Origin of the sequence: Modestobacter sp. VKM Ac-2978 (assembly GCF_026968025.1) — a bacterium.
Lineage (GTDB): Bacteria > Actinomycetota > Actinomycetes > Mycobacteriales > Geodermatophilaceae > Modestobacter.
Genome location: NZ_JAPVBP010000006.1, coordinates 173,299 through 186,290 on the forward strand (window position 1 = coordinate 173,299; position 12,992 = coordinate 186,290).

Here is a 12,992-nt window from a genome sequence, read left to right on the forward strand (position 1 = left end):
CCACCGGTCGCCGGGTCGACGGGTCGGACTCGCCCTGCTGCCCTCGTGGCGCCCCGGCTCGCGGCGCGGGAACGGCCGTACCAGCAGAATGGGCCGCGCCCGGAACGCCGTCAGCAGAGGAGCTGTCGATGCACCCCCAGGACGCGCCGCCGACCAGCGACGGGACCGGCACCGACCGGACCAGCAGCGAACGGACCAGCACCGCACTGCCGGAGCAGGTCGGGGTGATCGGCGGCGGTCGGATGGGCGCCGGGATCGCCCAGGCGTTCCTGGTCGCCGGCGCACGGGTCGAGGTGGTCGAGGCCGGTGACGAGGCAGCCGAGGCCGCCCGTGGCCGGGTGTCGGCCGGCCTCGAGGAGGCCGCCCGACGCGGCAAACTCCGCGGTGAGGTCGCGGAGGTCCTCGACCGGCTGACCCTGGTCGACTCGCCCACCGACCTGACCGCGGACGCCGGCCTGGTGGTGGAGGCGGTGCCCGAGCGGGCCGACCTCAAGGTCGCCGTGCTCACCGCCGCGGAGGCGGTGCTGGGGCCGGACGCGGTCCTGGCGACCAACACCTCCTCGCTCTCGGTCACCGAGCTGGCCGCGGCGCTGCAGCGGCCGACACGCTTCCTGGGCCTGCACTTCTTCAACCCGGTGCCGGCCTCGAAGCTGGTCGAGGTGGTCGTCGCGCCGGAGACCGCCGAGGACGTCGTCGCGGCCTCCCGCGACTGGGTGCGGGCGCTGGGCAAGACCGACGTGGTCGTCCGCGACTCCCCCGGCTTCGCGTCGTCCCGGCTCGGCGTGCTGCTCGGGCTGGAGGCGATCCGGATGCTGGAGGAGGGCGTCGCCGACGCCGAGGCCATCGACGCGGCGATGGAGCTGGGCTACCGGCACCCGATGGGCCCGCTGCGCTCGACCGACCTCGTCGGTCTGGACGTGCGCCTCGCGATCGCCGAGTACCTCGCCGGCACCCTGGGCGAGCGCTTCACGCCACCCCAGTTGCTGCGTGACAAGGTGGCCGCCGGAGAGCTGGGGCGCAAGACCGGCCGCGGCTTCCACGACTACGCAGAGGACTGAGAGGACGACGATGTCCACACCCGGCTCCGAGCCCACCGTCAGCCGCGCCGACGCCGACGGCGTCGCCACGCTGACCCTGCAGCGACCGGCGCTGTCCCACCGGCTGCGCACCGAGCTGCTGGCGCACGTGCGGGACGTGGCCGCGGACGAGTCGGTGCGCGCCGTGCTGCTCACCGGCAGCGGCCGGGCCTTCTGCGTCGGCCAGGACCTCGCCGAGCACGTCGAGGAGCTCCGCTCCGAGCGTCCGGACGCCGGGCCGTCGCTGTCGGTGGTCGAAGCCGAGTACAACCCGCTGATGCTGGCCCTGGCCGCACTGCGGGTCCCCCTCGTGGTGGGGGTCAACGGCGCCTGCGCCGGCGCGGGCCTGGGCATCGCGCTCGCCGGAGACCTGCGGGTCGCGGCCGCCGGCGCGAAGTTCACCACCGCGTTCACCGGCATCGGGCTGTCCAGCGACTCCGCGCTGGCCTCGCGGCTGGTGCACTGCGTCGGCGGGTCCCGCGCCACGGAGCTGCTGCTGCTCCCCGAGCCGTTCCTCGCCGAGACCGCCGCCGAGTGGGGCCTGGTGCACCGCGTCGTCCCGGCCGCGGACGTGCTCGCCGAGGCGACCGCGCTCGCCACCCGGCTCGCTGCCGGGCCGACCCGGGCCTACCGGGCGGTCAAGACGGTGCTGGCGACGGCGGCCACCGACAGCCTCGAGGACACCCTGGCGCTGGAGGCGAGCCTGCAGACCGACCTGGGGGCGACCGCCGACCACCGCGAGGCCGTCGAGGCGTTCCTGGGCAAGCGACCGGCGGTCTTCACCGGCCGCTGATGGATCGAGGCCCTCTCCCTGGAGGAGGCCCTCGTTCCACGTGGAACCGCTAGCTGGCGGCGGTGCAGGCGGAGCAGACGTCGACGCCGGACACCGGCCAGTGCGCCTCGGTGGTCACCCGGGCCAGGGTCCCGCAGACGGTGAGCTCGCAGGCGCCGTCCAGGTCGGCGGGGGCCCGGTGCACCTCCACGGCGTGCCAGAGCGCGGTGGTCGGCCCGTGCGCACGGCTGCGGGCGGCGGCGAACGTCAGCGTCTGCGTGGTCACCCCGGGGTCGTCGGCAGCACCGGCCCGCCGGTGCAGGGGCCCCGCCGCCCGGCTCACCCCATCGGATGACCCGGCCCGGCGCCCAGGGGTGGACCCGGCGTGGCAGCGTGCACGGCGACGTCCCACCGCCTGCGAGGAGATCCTGGTGCAGCTCACCAAGCACGGACACGCCTGTGTGGTCCTGTCCGACGGCGACCGACGGCTGGTGATCGACCCGGGTGCGTTCACCGCCGACGACGCCTGGCACGGCGCCTCGGCCCTGTTGGTCACCCACCAGCACCCCGACCACTTCCTGCCCGACCGGGTCCGCGCCGCGCTGGACGCCGACCCGGCGCTGGAGGTGTGGACCAACTCGGCGGTGGCCGAGCAGCTGGCCGGCGCGGGCCCGCGGGTGCACGTGGTCGGTGCCGGCGACGCGTTCACCGCCGCGGGGTTCGGGGTCACCGTGCACGGGGAGTGGCACGCGGTGATCCACCCGGACGTCCCGCGGGTGCGCAACGTCGGGTTCCTCGTCGAGGAGCGGGTCTTCCACCCCGGCGACGCGCTCACCGTGCCCCAGGCCGCCGTCCCCACCCTGCTGCTGCCGGCGCACGCCCCGTGGTCCAAGACCGGCGAGCTGATCGACTACCTGCGCGAGGTGCGCGCCGAGCGGGCGCTGGCCGTGCACGACGGCCTGCTCAACGACACCGGGCTCGGTCTCGTGGCCGGGTTGCTCGGTGAGCGTGGCCCCGGCCAGCCGGTGCCCTACGCGCGCCTGGCCCCCGGGGAGTCCGTCGAGGCCTGAGGTCCGTCGGCCGGCGGCGCGAGGGACAGCGGCACCGTGACCCGCGGGTCCAGCTCGGCGATCCGGGCCGCGTAGCGCCGCACCCGGTCCCGCTCGGTGAGCAGCGCGCGCTCGGTCTCCACCTGGTCGGTGACGTCGGCCTGGATCCCGATGTACTGGACGACGGCGCCGGTCTCGTCGGTCACCGGGGTGAGCGTGCACTCGTTCCACCAGGTGCTGCCGTCGGCCCGCCGGTTGAGCAGCACCTCCCGGCACTCGGCACCGGCCGCGATCGCCGCGCGGATGCGGCCCACGGCGGCCGGGTCGGTGTCGGTGTCCTGCAGGAAGCGGCAGTTGCGGCCCAGCAGCTCGGCGGCGGGCTGCCCGGCCAGCCGCTCGAACGCGGGGTTGACGTAGACCAGCGGCTGGTCGGGCAGCCGCAGGTCCACGATGGTGACGCCGGTGCCGACCGCGGCCAGCGCCCGGTGCAGGAGCGCCTCCCCCGGATCCCCGGCGGACCGCCCGGTGAGCAGCGAGACCACGCCGGCCGGGACCGCCGACACCTCGCCGTCCTCCGTAGACGCACGCCGCACCGTGTTCGGCGCCACCCGGGAGAGCAGCGCCCGGGCGGCCCGCACCACCGTGTCGCGCTCGTAGGTGAGGGCGAAGGCGAACCGGCGCGCCATGTCCGGCCCGTCGTCCCCGAGGTCGCGGGCCAGCAGCGCGGCACTGAAGTGCGGGCTGAGCACCACGACGTCCCACTCGCCGCGCACCGGGTCGCCGGGCGCCAGGTCCGCTCCGCGGAGGCCGGGCATCGGCTCCACCGGCAGGTCCTCGCCCAGGGCGGCGACGAACCCGACCCGCTCGACCAGGTCCCGGTAGCGGAGCCGGGTCGCCGGCGTCACGTGCCGTGCCTCCTGGAACGTCGAGGCGACCACGCAGGTCTCCCCGAGTCGCAGGGCCTGCCGTTCCAGTTGCTTGCTGAGCTCGATCAGCAGCACCTTGGGCGCCTCCCGGACCGGCACGCGCGCCGGCAGGCAGGCGAACGGGGACACCAGCTCGCCCCGGGGGTCGACGGGCTGGACGGCGGGCAGCCGGAGCGTGCCCGGTCGCGCACCCGAGGCGGCACCGGGTCCCGGGCGCCCGAACAGCCAGCCCTGCCCCAGCGTCGCCCCCAGCGCCCGCGCCATGGTCAGGTGCGTGCCGTTCTCGATGCCCTCGGCGAGCACGAAGGCCCCGGTGGACTCGGCGTAGGCGTTGACCGCGTTCATGATCTCCGCGATCGCCGGGCCCGGACGTTCCTGCACCAGGCGCAGGTCGAGCTTGACGACGTCGGGTCGCAGCAACGGCATGAAGGCCAGCGAGAGGGACTCGGCACCGACGTCGTCCAGGGCGATCGCCCAGCCGAACTCCCGCACCCGTTCGACGGTCCGCAGCAGTTCCGCGGGGCGGGCGGCCAACGCGCGTTCGGTGATCTCCAGGACCACCCGCAGGTCCCCGGGCACGGGGAGCTCCGGGTCGAACAGCGCCGCCACGGGTGCGTCGTCGAGGACCTCGGGCTCGACGTTGACGAAGACGGTCGAGGGAGCCAGCAACCCCTGCGCCACCGCGCCGCGCAGTGCGGCGGCCCGGCACGCCTGGTCCAGCTCGGTGAGGCAGCCCGCGTCGCGCGCGGCGGCGAACAGCGCGTCCGGCGCCTCGAACGGGCCCTCCGGGCCGCGGGCGAGCGCCTCGTAGGCGACCACCCGTCCGCTGTCCAGCTCGACGATCGGCTGGAACACGCTCCGGACCGCACGGTCCGCGATCACCGCACGGATGTCGGTGGTCGACTGCTCCTCGAACTGCGCCACGTCGTCCCCCATCGGAGCCGGGCATCGACCCCTGGAGTCTGACAGCATCGTCGTGCCCCCGATCGGTGAGCACACCGGTGGGGATCGGCGGACAGGGGGGCACGGTGACCGTTGCGTACGCGCTGCCCACCTGGGCCGTCCTGCCGGCTCTGGCCGATGCGGCCCTCGACCGGGTCGCCCGGTCGGTGGCCGAGGAGCTGGCCGCTCCCCGTGCGCTGGTCGTCCTGGTCTCCAAGGCCGGGCAGGTCTTCCCCGGCGCCTTCGGCCTGCCCGAGCCGTGGGCCAGCCGCCGCTCGATGCCGCTGAGCCACTCGATGAGCAGGTGGGTGGCCACCAGCGGCAGTCACCTCGCACTGCGCGACGCCCGGGAGCACCCCGAGTTCGCCACCGGCCCCTCCGTCCGGGAGCTGAGCGCCGTCGCCTACGCCGGGATGCCGCTGTGGGACGTGCACGACCAGCCCATCGGCGTGCTGTGCGTCATCGACACACGCCCCCGGGACTGGACCGAGCAGGAGCTCGACACGCTGCGCCGGATGGCCGACGAGACCTCGCGGCAGCTGCGCTTCCGGGCGATCGAGCTGGCCGAGCAGGAGGCGCGCGCGGTCGCCCTCCGCGACGACAGCGCCGCCCAGAGCGCCGCGGAGGCGGCGCGCGCGGCGTTCGTGCTGGCGGAGGCCGACGCCGACCGGGCCCGGGTGGTCGCCCGGCTCAGCACCGCGCTGCTGTCGGCGGAGACGCTCCCCGACCTGCTGCACACGGTGGACCGGCTGGTCCGGTCGCCGCTGGGGGCCACCACCGTGCTGCTCGGCGTCGCCGAGGTGGGTGGCCCGGAACTGCGGGTCTGGTCGGCGACGGCCGGGGTGCCGAGCGGTCCGGACCCCGTCGCGTGCCTCCGGGTGGACGACGCCCACCCGCTGGCGGCGGCGATGCGCGAGCGGCACCTGGTGGCGGTCGCCAGCCCCGAGGAGTCCAGTGCCTTCCCTGGGCTGACCGAGCTGCCCGGGGCGGGACCGGTCCTCGCCATCCACCTCGCGCTCGGTCAACACCACTCGGACGCGGCGCTGCTGGTCGGCTGGACGCAGCCCCGGCAGCTGGACGCACCGGTGCGTGCCGTCGTCACCGACCTGGCCCGGCCGGTCGGCCACGCGCTGGACCGGGTGCTGCTGCGCGAGCAGCGCCTGCGGCTCACCGAGCTGCCGCCGGGGCCGGCCCAGGCCTGACCCGGCCCGGCTCAGCGACCGCCGACGGACACCTCGAACTCGACCTGGCTCACGTCGGGCCGCAGCCGGCTGAACGAGTGCACCAGCGGGTGCCCCGACGTGTCCCGGACGGTGGTGCGCACGACGAGCAGCGGTGAGCCCGCGGTCACCTGCAGCACGTCGGCCTCGTCCGCGGCCGCCGTCCCGACGTCGACGAAGAGCCGGGCGTGCGCCAGGTCGGCGGAGTACTCCCGGCGCAGGAACTCGTAGAGCGAGCCGTGGCTGAAGTCCTCGGTGGCCGCCTTCGGGTAGCGGGTGGCCGGCAGGAAGCTGCGGACGACGTGGTTGGGCAGCCCGTCCACGCTGCGCAGCCGGACCAGCTCCACGACGTCGTCGGCGGTGCCGACCGCCAGCTCGGCGGCGATCGCCGGAGCGGCCGGGACGACGCGCTGGGTGAGGACCGTGGTGCCCACCTGGGCGCCCTGCTCGGTCATCACCGAGTGGAAGCCGGCGATCCGGTGCACGAAGCTCTCGCGGTACTCGTGCCGGATGCCCGGCCGGCTGACGAAGGTGCCCCGCCCCTGCTCGCGGACCAGGTGCCCGTCGGCGACCAGCCCGTCGACCGCGCGGCGCAGGGTGATCCGGCTGACGCCGTACTCGGCGCACAACACCGGCTCGGGAGGGAGGAGGGTGTGTTCAGGCAGCGCGGAGGCGCGTCGCCGCAACGCCTCGCGCACGGCGAGGTACTTGGGCCCCGCCTCCGAACTCGCCACGCCCAGAAAGGTACTGCACCATGAGACGTCTAGACGTCATGACGTACGGTTCATCCGCCCGACCCCCTCGTCCGGAGGAGAGCACGTGCGCATCGGAGTCCTGACCGGCGGCGGAGACTGCCCCGGCCTCAACGCCGTCCTCCGGGCGGTGGTCCGCACCGCGGAGAAGCAGTACGGCAGCGACGTCGTGGGGTTCCGCAACGGCTGGCGCGGCCTGCTCGACGACGACGCGATGCCGCTGGACCGGCCCATGGTCCACAACCTGCTGACCCGCGGCGGCACGATCCTCGGCTCGGCCCGGGTGGCGCCGGAGAAGCTGCACGCCGGGCTGGGCCGGATGCGCGAGGTGCTCGACGCCCACGGGGTCGACGTGCTGGTGCCCATCGGCGGCGAGGGCACCCTCACCGCCGCGGCCTGGCTGTCCTCCGAGGGCGTGCCGGTGGTCGGCGTCCCGAAGACGATCGACAACGACATCGACGGCACCGACCTCACCTTCGGCTTCGACACCGCGGTCAGCATCGCGACCGAGATGATCGACCGGCTGCACACGACCGCCGAGTCCCACCAGCGCGTGCTGCTCGTCGAGGTGATGGGCCGGCACGCCGGCTGGATCGCGCTGAACTCCGGGATGGCCGCGGGCGCGCACCTGGTGATCACCCCCGAGCAGCCCTTCGACATCGAGGAGGTCTGCGAGATGGTCACCGCCCGGTTCGAGCGGGGCCACCGGCACGTCATCGGGGTGATCAGCGAGGGGGCCACGCCCAAGCCGGGCACGATGCCGCTGCGCGACGGCGGGCTCGACGAGTTCGGCCACCGGCGGTTCACCGGGGTCGCCCAGCAGCTGGGCGAGGAGCTGGAACGGCGCACCGGCAAGGAGGTGCGGACGACGGTGCTCGGCCACGTGCAGCGCGGCGGCACCCCGACCTCGTTCGACCGGGTGCTGGCCACCCGCTTCGGGCTGCACGCCACGATCGCCGCCCACGAGGGGCACGTCGGGCAGATGGTCGCGTTGCAGGGCACCGAGATCGGGCTGGTCCCGCTGGCCGACGCCGTGGCGCGGCTGAAGACCGTGCCCCCGTCGCGGCTGGGCGAGACCACCGCCTTCACCGGGTAGCGGCCTCACCACTCCCAGCGGTAGCCGAGCACGCACCGGCCGGGCGGCACCAGCTCGAACGACGCCTGACCGTCGACCAGCTCGACCGGCTCGGCCTCCTCGGCCGTCTCGGACTCCACCGAGGCCCAGCGGCCGCGCAGCAGCTCCCGCGGCCGGGCCGCCGGATCGAAGTGCACGGTGATCGCCAGGTGGCGGACCGAGGCGGAGACCCCGCGCCGGAACTCCGGCGCCGGGGGCTCGGGGTAGGCGAACACCGTCTGGTACTCCAGGTGCGTCGTCTGCCCGGGCAGCAGCGGCCGGGACAGCAGCACCTCGACCACGTGGATCGGGGTGCCCCGCACCCGGAACGCCCGGACCGGATCGCCGCCCTGCAGGACCGACACCGCGGCGTGCGCGGTGTCGAAGGCGTACGTGTACCGATCGGTCGGCTCGACGGCCTCCAGCAGCTGCCGGGTGTGGTGCAGCCGGGGGCTCCGGTCGGGCCCCACGTGGTGCTCCTCGGCCAGCTGCAGGGTGCGCCACGGCCGCGGCGGCATCGGGCCCTCGGCACCCAGTGCGCTGGCGACGACCAGCTGCCGGGCGGTGCTCCGCCCGCTGCGCAGGCTCCGCAGCTCGTCGGCGTGCTCGTCGGTCAGCTCGAAGGCCCGGATGAAGAGCTCGAGGGTCGCGTCGGAGATCCGGTCTCCGTTCAGTGCGCGGCCGACGCGGTTCTCCAGACTCCGTGACCGGTGGCCGTCGTCGACCTCACCGGCGTCGAACAGGTGCTCGGCCAGGACCGCGGCCACCGCGGCCCGGGACAGCTCACCGCGCCGCACCACGCTGTGCACCTGCCAGCGCCGCCGGTACCGCGGCTCACCCAGCAGCTCGGTCAGCCGCCGGGCCGCCAGCCGCAGGCCCCACGCAGGGTCCACCACCGCCCCACCCCCGTCGCGCCCCCCGGTCGCCCGCGCGGGCGGCAGCCCGCGGCGGACACGTCACGGCCACGTCCGTTGTGTACCAACGCGGAGCGGCGGCCGCGAGGCGCGGGGGGACTCACGGCCGCCGCCGACCGGCTCGTCAGCACGCGCCGGTCGGGTCCACACACCGCCCTGTCCCCGCGGGTGGGGACCGGCGGAGGTCACCGCGGCGGCGCGGTGGGAGTGCCCGGCTGCAGCTCGATCACGGTCACCTCCGGGCGGGCGCCCACGCGCATGGGCGGCCCCCAGTAGCCGGCTCCGGAGGAGACGTACAGCTGGGTGTCCCCCTGCTGCGACCAGCCCTCGACCACCGGCTGGTCCAGCAGGACGGCGTAGTCGAAGGGCCAGAGCTGGCCGCCGTGGGTGTGCCCGGACAGCTGCAGGTCGACCCCGGCGGCGCGCGCCTGCTCCACCTGCACCGGCTGGTGCGCCAGCAGGACCACGGGGACGGAGTCGTCCCGGCCGTCCAGCGCGGCGTCCAGGTCGGCGCCGTGGCCGGGCAGCCCGGAGGCGGCCGCCGTCCGGTCGTCGATGCCGGCCAGGTCCACCGTCGCGCCCCCGCGGCCGATGGACACCCGCTCGTTGCGCAGCACGTCGACCCCGAGGGTGAACAGGTGCCGCAGCCACTGCCCGGTGTCGACGAAGTACTCGTGGTTGCCTGTCACGAAGTAGACGCCCTGGTCGCTGACCAGGTCGGCCAACGGGGCGACGTCCTCCCGCAGCTCGCTGACCTCGCCGTCGACCAGGTCACCGACGATCGCCACCACGTCGGGGCGCTGGGCGTTGACCGTCTCCACGAGCCGCTCGAAGCGCCGCCCGCCGTAGGTCGAGGACAGGTGCCCGTCGGAGAAGGTGACGATGCGCAGCCCGGCCAGCGCAGGGTCCAGCCGCGGGATCCGGATCGGCACGCGGCGGACGACCGGGGCCGAGTTGGCCAGGACGACGCCGGTGCTCGCCGTCCCGACCGCGACCGCACCGGCTCCGACGGCCAGGGTGCGGGCCAGGAACAGCCGGCGGGAGGGGTCCGGCACGGTGCGGTCCGCCCGCACCGCACCGCTGCCCGGCTCCGGTGGAACCGCCTCGTCAGGCCCGCCCGGGACTGTCCGGGCCCCGCTCGGCTCGCTCACCGTGCCCGCTGCCGCCGCCACGTGCTCCGGCCGGCGCCCGCGCTGCACCAGCCGGGCGACCACCCGGACCGGCTCGGTCGCCAGCGTGGCGAGGAACAGGTAGAAGGCCAGGCCCAGCCAGGTGTACCCGACCCAGTCCAGCACCCCGTCACCGACCGACAGCCGGCCGCGCAGCAGGACGACGAGCACCGGCAGCACGGCCAGGACGACGAGCAGCACCGTCAGCCGGCGCCGGACACGGCCGGGCCGGGTGGTGCTGCGCACCAACCGCCACCAGAGGTAACCGTGCAGCAGGACCATGACGAGCAGCACGGTCAGGCCGAAGCCGAGCAGGCCGATCAGGGACACCGGCGCGCTCCTGGGGGTCGGGGTGGTGCGCCCGACGCTACTTCGACCGGGTCTTGAGCACCGAGCGCAGCTCCGGCCAGCGCAGCCAGAACTCCCGCTCCGCCTGCTGGCACCGCGCCTCCTCCAGGGCGTGCAGCCGGCCCCAGGTGAAGGCGTTCTCACCGGCTGCGAACGCCGCCCGGCCGAGCTGCGCGCAGAGCGGCCGGGTGACGAAGGTGTCCTGCCGGTCGCCGAGCACCTCCTGCACGCCCTTCAACGTCGAGACCAGCTCGGCCACCGGTGCGCCCAGCACCGACACCGCCGCCTCCGAGGTGTACCGCAGCCGCTTGGCGGCCTTGCGCACGTCGTGCAGGGCCTCGGCCTCGTCGGTGTCCTGGGCCGCCCCGACGCTGCGCCGCAACCGGCGGCCGGCGCGGTCGACGACCTCGCGGAGCACCTCCTCCGCGGGCCGGCTGGCGGCCTCGGTCAGCGGCGGCTCCTCGACCAGGGCGTCGAGGTCGTCGCGGAGCTGGAGGTACGCGGCTGCGTTCAGCGCCTTGCGCGCCCGGGCGTCGCCGGCCTGCTCGTCCCGGGTCGTCGCCTGCTGCAGCCGGGCGGCGACCGGACCGAGCACCAGCTCCGCGGGCTCGGCGGCGACCAGGTCGCGCAGGTGTGCCAGCGCCACCTCGGCGTCCCGGCTGGAGGACAGCGCCGACCCGACCTGGGCCAGCTCCTCCCGCAGCGGGTCGGTCCGGGTGCGGTCGAGCACCGGTCGGAAGGCGGCGAGCGTGCTGCGCAGCCGTCGGCAGGCCACCCGGACCTGGTGGACGCCGTCGGGCTGCCCGGTGCGGACCATCAGGTCGGCGTCCTGCAGCGCCCGGACCTGCGCGGCCAGCGCGGAACGGACGACGTCGCCGGCCGGTGTGCCCGGTGCATGCCGGTGCTTCTTCTTCTTGCCCTTCTTCTTCCCGGCCCGCTCCGGGGCCGCGGCCGGCGACTCGACCGCTCCGTCGGCGTCCGCCAGCCGGTGGGCGAGCACGCGGGTCAGCTTGGCCGGCGACGACGCCGGCCGGGCTCCTGCCGTGACGAGCAGCCCGGCGACGTCGGCGAGCAGCTGCTCGTCGCCGTCGACCAGCTCGACCTCCACCTCACGCCAGGTGGTGACCACGGCGGCCTCCCCCGGCGCGGCCGGCAGCGCGGTGCCCGTGACGTGGTCGTCGGCGACCTCGACCAGCACCCGGCCGTCGGCGTCGACGAGCTCACTGACCACCCGGCGGGTGCGCAGCGAGGCCACCTGGGCCGCCGGGGCGCGGCGGACGATGCCCAGCACCGGCTCCAACACGGCCTTGGGCGGGGTCTTGGTGGCCCTGCCGAGGGGGGAGTGCAGCTCCCGGCGCGCGCCGGCGACGGCCGGCAGCTTCACGTGCCAGCCGGCGTCCGGGCCGCCGGTGCGGCGCCGCATCGTGACCCGGGCCCGGGCCAGCCGCAGGTCGGTGGTGTCGAAGTAGGCGGCCTCCAGGGCGTGCTCGACCGGCTCGCGGACCTCGACCACGCCCGGTGCACCGCCGAGGTCGGGCAGTTCGAACGCCTCGTCGACGTCGAACTTCCGCTCGATCTCCACATGCTCGACAGCCACCAGCGTCACTCCTCCTGCACCGGGCCACCCTCTGCTGGGCGCCCCGTTGTGAGCCCTCCGTCCTACCGCACGCGGGTGAACGGCGCACCCGGCGGTGATCACCGTCTTGCGCTGGGCACCATGGACGCGTGCCCCGCCGACCTGCCGCGCGCCGCCGCTGGACCCCCACCGTCTTCGCGGTCCCGTGGGCCGTGGCGGCGGCGCTCCGGCTGACCGGCACCGAACGCGGCTTTCCCCTCGTGCCCGCACTGGCCTTCACGCCGTACGTGGCGGCCACCAGCGTGCTGCCGCTGACCGCCGCGCTGGTGTCCCGTTCGCGCGGTGCCACTGCCTTGTCGGCCGCCGCAGCCGCGGGGCTGGCGGCCGCGGTGCTCCGGCCCACGGCCCACGCCGCGCCGGCGCGGCGACCACAGGGGCCACGGCTGCGGGTCGTCTCGGCCAACATGCTGCACGGCCGGGCCGACCCGGCAGCGCTGCTGGCCCTCGTGGCCGACCAGGACGCCGACGTGCTGGCCCTGATGGAGGTCACCCCCGAGGCGGTGTCCGGCCTGCTCGGCGCCGGGGTGGCCGACCTGCTGCCCGCCGGTCACGTGGTGCCCGCCGGGGAGGGTCAGCCCGCCGGCGCCGGCGGGGCGCTCTGGACCCGGCTGGAGATCCGGGCGCGCACGGTGGCGCCGGGGCGCTTCGGGCAGCCTGCGGCCCGGCTGGTCGTGCCCGGTGCACCCGACGTCGAGCTGACCGCCGTGCACACGCACCCGCCGACCAGCTCCCCCGCCCAGGTCGCCAGCTGGGCCGCGGACCTGCGGCTGCTGCCCGACCCGGGGCCGGGGGTGCTGCGCGTGCTGGCCGGCGACTTCAACGCCACCCCCGACCACGCCGCCTTCCGACAGCTGCTGCGCCGGGGCTGGGTGGACGCCGCGGCGGCGGTCGGCGCGGCCCGGCGGGCCACCTGGTGGCCGATGCGGGTGTCGCACCCGCGGCTCACGCTGGACCACGTCCTGGTCGACCCACGGATCGCGGTGGACGGCCTGCAGGTGGTGCACGTGCCCGGCACCGACCACCGGGCCCTCGTCGCCGACCTGCGGTTGCCGGCGGTCAGCTGATCATCGGGAG

General features: G+C 75.6%; 12 protein-coding genes. 6 read left to right on the forward strand and 6 right to left on the reverse strand.

The annotated features are described in order from the left end of the window. Window positions 1-128 precede the first annotated feature (128 nt). Both O2W53_RS16065 and O2W53_RS16070 read left to right on the forward strand, forming a co-directional pair. Complete coding sequence (locus tag O2W53_RS16065; protein WP_269164065.1) at window positions 129-1,058, forward strand: 3-hydroxyacyl-CoA dehydrogenase family protein; 930 nt, start codon at window positions 129-131, stop codon at window positions 1,056-1,058. 10 nt (window positions 1,059-1,068) lie between these two features. Continuing rightward, on the forward strand, window positions 1,069-1,869 hold the full coding sequence (locus O2W53_RS16070) for an enoyl-CoA hydratase-related protein (protein ID WP_269164066.1): 801 nt from the start codon (window positions 1,069-1,071) through the stop codon (window positions 1,867-1,869). Between the two features lie 49 nt (window positions 1,870-1,918). On the opposite strand, the gene O2W53_RS16075 is transcribed toward O2W53_RS16070, so the two are convergent. Further along, window positions 1,919-2,134 carry a hypothetical protein gene (locus tag O2W53_RS16075; protein ID WP_269164067.1) on the reverse strand — a complete coding sequence of 72 codons (216 nt, stop codon included), beginning with the start codon at window positions 2,132-2,134 and terminating at the stop codon, window positions 1,919-1,921. A gap of 145 nt (window positions 2,135-2,279) precedes the next feature. On the opposite strand from O2W53_RS16075, the gene O2W53_RS16080 reads away from it, so the two are divergent. Then, window positions 2,280-2,918: an MBL fold metallo-hydrolase gene (locus tag O2W53_RS16080; protein WP_269164068.1), complete on the forward strand. Its 639-nt coding sequence runs from the start codon at window positions 2,280-2,282 to the stop codon at window positions 2,916-2,918. Here O2W53_RS16080 and O2W53_RS16085 read toward each other — a convergent pair. Beyond that, window positions 2,879-4,747, reverse strand: a complete 1,869-nt coding sequence (locus O2W53_RS16085) for an EAL domain-containing protein (RefSeq protein ID WP_269164069.1) — start codon at window positions 4,745-4,747, stop codon at window positions 2,879-2,881. The genes O2W53_RS16080 and O2W53_RS16085 overlap by 40 nt on opposite strands. A 104-nt stretch (window positions 4,748-4,851) precedes the next feature. On the opposite strand from O2W53_RS16085, the gene O2W53_RS16090 reads away from it, so the two are divergent. Then, window positions 4,852-5,967, forward strand: coding sequence for a GAF domain-containing protein (locus O2W53_RS16090; protein ID WP_269164070.1), 1,116 nt, complete (start codon window positions 4,852-4,854; stop codon window positions 5,965-5,967). An 11-nt stretch (window positions 5,968-5,978) separates the two neighbouring features. Here the strand turns inward: O2W53_RS16090 and O2W53_RS16095 are convergent, their stop codons facing one another. After that, complete coding sequence (locus O2W53_RS16095) at window positions 5,979-6,719, reverse strand: GntR family transcriptional regulator (protein ID WP_269164071.1); 741 nt, start codon at window positions 6,717-6,719, stop codon at window positions 5,979-5,981. A gap of 85 nt (window positions 6,720-6,804) precedes the next feature. Between O2W53_RS16095 and O2W53_RS16100 the strand changes: the two genes are divergently transcribed. After that, a complete protein-coding gene (locus O2W53_RS16100) occupies window positions 6,805-7,833 on the forward strand; it encodes an ATP-dependent 6-phosphofructokinase (protein ID WP_269157651.1) in 1,029 nt (342 codons plus the stop codon). Window positions 7,834-7,838: 5 nt separating this feature from the next. Here the strand turns inward: O2W53_RS16100 and O2W53_RS16105 are convergent, their stop codons facing one another. The 3 genes from O2W53_RS16105 to O2W53_RS16115 all read right to left on the reverse strand — a co-directional run bounded on the left by O2W53_RS16105 (window position 7,839) and on the right by O2W53_RS16115 (window position 11,879). Next, window positions 7,839-8,747 carry a hypothetical protein gene (locus O2W53_RS16105; RefSeq protein WP_269164072.1) on the reverse strand — a complete coding sequence of 303 codons (909 nt, stop codon included), beginning with the start codon at window positions 8,745-8,747 and terminating at the stop codon, window positions 7,839-7,841. A 203-nt stretch (window positions 8,748-8,950) separates the two neighbouring features. Then, a complete protein-coding gene (locus O2W53_RS16110; RefSeq protein WP_269164073.1) occupies window positions 8,951-10,264 on the reverse strand; it encodes a metallophosphoesterase in 1,314 nt (437 codons plus the stop codon). A gap of 37 nt (window positions 10,265-10,301) precedes the next feature. Further along, entirely contained in the window at window positions 10,302-11,879 is a 1,578-nt protein-coding gene (locus tag O2W53_RS16115) for a CYTH and CHAD domain-containing protein (protein ID WP_269164074.1), read from the reverse strand. 128 nt (window positions 11,880-12,007) lie between these two features. Between O2W53_RS16115 and O2W53_RS16120 the strand changes: the two genes are divergently transcribed. Next, window positions 12,008-12,982: an endonuclease/exonuclease/phosphatase family protein gene (locus tag O2W53_RS16120; RefSeq protein ID WP_269164075.1), complete on the forward strand. Its 975-nt coding sequence runs from the start codon at window positions 12,008-12,010 to the stop codon at window positions 12,980-12,982. The last annotated feature ends 10 nt before the right edge of the window (window positions 12,983-12,992 follow it).

What these genes read in the sequence shown, in the direction of transcription:
- O2W53_RS16065 (WP_269164065.1), top strand. Translation starts at nt 129, where the DNA reads ATGCACCCCCAGGACGCGCCGCCGACCAGCGACGGGACCGGCACCGAC.
- O2W53_RS16070 (WP_269164066.1), top strand. Translation starts at nt 1,069, where the DNA reads ATGTCCACACCCGGCTCCGAGCCCACCGTCAGCCGCGCCGACGCCGAC.